Annotated in this window: 5 protein-coding genes and 1 pseudogene; 2 read left to right on the forward strand and 4 right to left on the reverse strand. The window is 32.7% G+C overall.

Annotated features, from left to right (window positions below; all coding sequences use genetic code 11):
* Positions 1–66 precede the first annotated feature (66 nt).
* The 4 genes from OZD62_RS01145 to pstC all read right to left on the reverse strand — a co-directional run bounded on the left by OZD62_RS01145 (position 67) and on the right by pstC (position 3647).
* Positions 67–246 (reverse strand): ankyrin repeat domain-containing protein, encoded by a 180-nt coding sequence (locus OZD62_RS01145; protein WP_223823054.1) that lies wholly within the window; start codon positions 244–246, stop codon positions 67–69.
* A 426-nt stretch (positions 247–672) separates the two neighbouring features.
* Positions 673–1017: a F0F1 ATP synthase subunit epsilon gene (locus OZD62_RS01150; RefSeq protein WP_006279902.1), complete on the reverse strand. Its 345-nt coding sequence runs from the start codon at positions 1015–1017 to the stop codon at positions 673–675.
* Positions 1018–1029: 12 nt separating this feature from the next.
* Positions 1030–2457: a F0F1 ATP synthase subunit beta gene (gene atpD / locus OZD62_RS01155; protein ID WP_275019255.1), complete on the reverse strand. Its 1428-nt coding sequence runs from the start codon at positions 2455–2457 to the stop codon at positions 1030–1032.
* Positions 2458–2558: 101 nt separating this feature from the next.
* Positions 2559–3647, reverse strand: coding sequence for a phosphate ABC transporter permease subunit PstC (gene pstC / locus OZD62_RS01160; RefSeq protein WP_038199744.1), 1089 nt, complete (start codon positions 3645–3647; stop codon positions 2559–2561).
* A 107-nt stretch (positions 3648–3754) separates the two neighbouring features.
* Here pstC and rpmH point away from each other — a divergent pair, with 107 nt between their 5' ends.
* Positions 3755–3889 (forward strand): 50S ribosomal protein L34, encoded by a 135-nt coding sequence (gene rpmH, locus OZD62_RS01165; protein ID WP_275019254.1) that lies wholly within the window; start codon positions 3755–3757, stop codon positions 3887–3889.
* A 19-nt stretch (positions 3890–3908) separates the two neighbouring features.
* Positions 3909–4232, forward strand: a pseudogene (gene rnpA / locus OZD62_RS01170) (ribonuclease P protein component); the annotation flags it as partial.
* Positions 4233–4458 lie beyond the last annotated feature (226 nt).

The following is a 4458-nucleotide window of genomic DNA, read 5'->3' on the forward strand; positions in this document are numbered from 1 at the left end:
ATTCCTGCACAATTTATTCTCATGATAAAAACGTCTTAACTTTCTCTCTACTTTTTCTGGGTAAGGTCAATTTGGGTCTGCACCATTTTTGAGTAATAGTTTTACTTCTTGTGCATTACCATCTTCTACAGCTAGGAATAATTGTTCTTCCTGTGTTTTTACGCGTGTTTCCACATTAGATATAAAAAATAACAATACTAAACATGCAATACCAATAATGCTAATATATTTTATAACTTTTCTCATAAGATATTTTACAATGCTTCTAATAATATTAGATATCATCTATAAAATTAAAAAATCCATGAAAGGGGATGAAAATATGTAAAAAAGTATTATTGATTAATTAAAAACAGATTTTGATTTAATAATACTAATAAAATCGATTTATCTTAAATTTACGTTGATTTTTACCTGTTATTTTTTGTAGTTTATCCAACGTAAATTCCAGGTAAAACAAAGTCGTTATCTCCAACCGTTACAACCAACTCTCCTTCTTTAATTTTTATTTGATTAGGTGTATGGTCCCATACCATCACACCCTGGGATCATACACCTAAAGTACTCCGACACTGGGATGACACCCCGGGGTTTCTGGGATGACAAAAAAGAGCCCCCTGAGCAAAAATCTTATAGCCACTTGAATGATAATTGACTTTTTGCCTAAAATAACTAAGAAAGAAACTTCTCATCAAGATAACTTAAATATATACTAATTCTCTTATTTTTAAACGATTTCTCATCATGAATTGCACGATCAAAAACCTGAATTTGACTTGTTATAATGCTACAATTATTATTTGCAACTTCTAATACGCCACTATCAATTACAACCTTCTTTTCTGTTTGGTTACTCATTTTAACAGTAATCATACCAGGCAATAAATAAATTAAGTAAGGAGCATGGTGAGCTAAAATCATAAGCTCCCCTTCGAGCCCAGTTACTGAAAGAGAAACCACTCCACTGAATGAAATTTGATCATCAGGAGAGAAAAATTGCACTTTAAAAGTATTCATAATCTTTAACTTTTATTTAGCTTCAGCTTGTATTAATTCAGCCTTTTTTATTGCTTCATCTATATTCCCCACCATATAAAAAGCAGCCTCTGGTAAGTGATCATATTTGCCTTCAACAATCCCTTTAAAACTGGAAACAGTATCAGAAAGTGAAACAAATTTACCAGGCATGCCAGTAAATATTTCTGCAACGTGAAAAGGTTGAGAAAGAAATTTCTGAATCTTCCGAGCCCTATCAACAATAATTTTATCTTCATCAGATAGCTCATCCATACCAAGTATTGCGATAATATCTTGCAGTGATTTATAAGTTTGCAATATACGTTTCACCTCAGAAGCTACATTATAATGTTCTTCACCAATGATTTCAGCAGATAAAGACTGAGAAGTTGAATCAAGTGGATCAACAGCAGGGTATATTCCCATTTCAGCTATTTGCCTTGACAACACTGTGGTTGCATCAAGGTGAGAGAATGTAGTTGCTGGGGCTGGATCAGTCAAATCGTCCGCAGGAACATATATAGCTTGCACAGAAGTAATAGAGCCAGAAGTTGTTGAAGCTATTCTTTCTTGCATTGCACCCATATCAGTTGCAAGGGTTGGCTGATAACCAACAGCTGACGGTATTCTTCCAAGTAAAGCAGAAATTTCAGAACCAGCTTGTGTAAATCTAAAGATATTATCCACAAAAAATAGAACATCTTGGTTTTCACGGTCACGAAAATACTCTGCCATAGTAAGTGCTGTTAAAGCAACTCTAGCCCTTGCTCCAGGAGGCTCATTCATCTGACCATAAACCAAAACAGCTTGAGATTTTTCATGCTCATTTATATTTATTACATTTGAAGTGATCATCTCGTGATAAAGATCGTTACCTTCACGCGTTCTCTCCCCTACCCCGGCAAACACAGAAAATCCTTTATGAGCTTTTGCTATATTATTAATTAATTCCATTATTAGGACTGTTTTACCAACACCGGCTCCACCAAATAAGCCAATTTTTCCTCCTTTAAGATAAGGTGCAAGAAGATCTATAACTTTTATTCCCGTAACTAAAACTTCTTCCTGTATTCTCTGTTCAGTAAAACTTGGAGGTGCTCTGTGTATAGGCTCTAAGTTATACTTTCCCTTCAGTGGACCACACTCATCTATAAGCTCTCCAACAACATTAAAAATCCTTCCTAAAGTTGAACGCCCAATTGGCACCGATATTGGTGCACCTGTATCAACAAATTCATCCCCCCTTGACATGCCATCTGTGCTATCCATAGCAATACAACGAACTATATTGTCACCTATATGCTGCGAAACTTCTAAAACCAGCTCCTTATCCTTATATTTTAGTTTGCTTTTTAAAGCATTAAATATTTTAGGCAATTCACCTTCAAATTTTATATCAACAACTGCTTGAGTTACCTTAATCGCTCTACCTATACTCATCTCTTTATTTTTATCACCTAACACTATAATTCCATAAAAGAACTTCTAAAGAAAATAAATTTTATATTATTAATAGAAACTTTGCAACATTAAAACGCTTACTAGTTACGCTTCATTACAAACAATGCAAATGCATTTAATAGCCAAGTAATAATAAACAATACTAAACTAAGCGCATAAGCAGCAAGAGTTTGTACACTATTGAAATCCTGATCTCCGGTAAGTAATGTAGCGATCTGCACGGTAATGGTAGTAACTGAATTAAGAGGGTTAAAAGTCAAATTTGCGTTGATTCCCACAGCCATTAGCACAATCATTGTTTCACCTATCACTCTTGAAATTGACAATAAAATTGCACTTAAAATTGTAGGCATTGCATAAGGTATTGTTATATGCCATATAGTTTCCGCTGGAGTTGCACCAAGTGCCATGAAGCCATAACGCAAGCTTTTTGGAACAGATCTTATGGCATCTTCGAGTAAAGAAATAATAAAAGGAAGAATCATTATCCCAATCGATAAACCGGCAACTAAGGCACTTTCTGAGTGTATACTTAAACCAAAAAAATTTGCTACCTGCTTTATAAAGAAAGACAAAAACACAACCGCGAAATATCCATATACAACCGTAGGAATAGCAGACAAAACTTGCAAAGTTGTATTAACAATATAACGCACTTTCTCACTCGCATATTCACTAATATATATTGCAGAAAATAAACCAAGCGGAACGACAACTAACATTGCTATAATAGTTATAAGTAATGTACCAACTAAAAGCGGCGCTATACCAAAACATCCTATCTTCTCTTCATTGATAGTGACTACATTGTGGCCCCATTTCAAGCAAAACAAGAATTCTGAAATAGCTACTTTATTAAAAAAACTAATGGATTGAATAAAAATAGACAGCATTATAAATAAAGTGATAAAAAATGATATGGCCAAAGCCACAAATAACGAAAGTTTTATTATCTTATTTCTTTTATTTTTAAAGATAAAAGCAAGCATGAAAAAAAGTAACGCTATAGAAATAAAAGTTACAAAACAATTATTATAGAATACTAACAACCAAGTTAGCATCCATACACAACTAAGATATAGATAAGATTTAACCTTATTTACTTCTTGAAACCTACTAAAACAAAATAAAAGGATTAGTAAGACAGGTATGACTATCACCGAATTCATTCTTCCATGCATCAAATTTTATTCTACGAAAATGTCATACAAGTTCACCATTATTTGACAATAAAGTAAAACAATTTAAAATAAATAATTATATTAATATAAAAACAATGAAGAGAACACTTCAACCAAAAAATTTGATAAGAAAGCGCAGACACGGATTTCGTTTACGTATGGCAACAAGAGCTGGAAGAAAAATCCTTAATAGGCGCCGTTCATTAGGGTGTAACAAATTATGCGCATAGTAAGTATAAAAAAAAAGATTTTTCTTCTGCTTTCAAAAATAAGTTAGCACTCAACAGTCTTTTTTATCGTGGGCTTTATATATCACTGTACGCTATAAAAGAAAGAGAACCTGAAAAGTACATTCATACTATTAGAGTAGGTCTGGCTATCAGTAAAAAAACCGGAAAAGCAGCAAAAAGAAATAAAATAAAAAGGCAACTACGAATGCTTGCTAAAATTAGCATTTTAAATATAAGTAATATAGGGCACTACTACATAATACTAACTCATAGAAACATTATGCAAGCAAGTTATAAAAATTTACAAAAAGATCTAACTATTTGCTTAAAAAAGATAAAATAAAAAAAATCTCAATTAAGGTATTTACAACTATATTTTTTATGATAATATAGGTAAAATTTTTAAAAATAGTTAATGGGTGTGGTGAATGGTAGAGCATATAAAAGAGGTAAATAACACAGGCTTTGGTCAGATGTATCAGTTCTTATTTCTTCCTAAAGGAACAGGAACAGATTGGAGGTCAGCATTTCGCCAACAAGAAGAATTATTTAAAAAAGTGGGAGGTAAT

Origin of the sequence: Wolbachia endosymbiont of Drosophila seguyi (genome assembly GCF_028981765.1) — a bacterium.
Classification (GTDB): Bacteria; Pseudomonadota; Alphaproteobacteria; order Rickettsiales; family Anaplasmataceae; genus Wolbachia; species Wolbachia pipientis.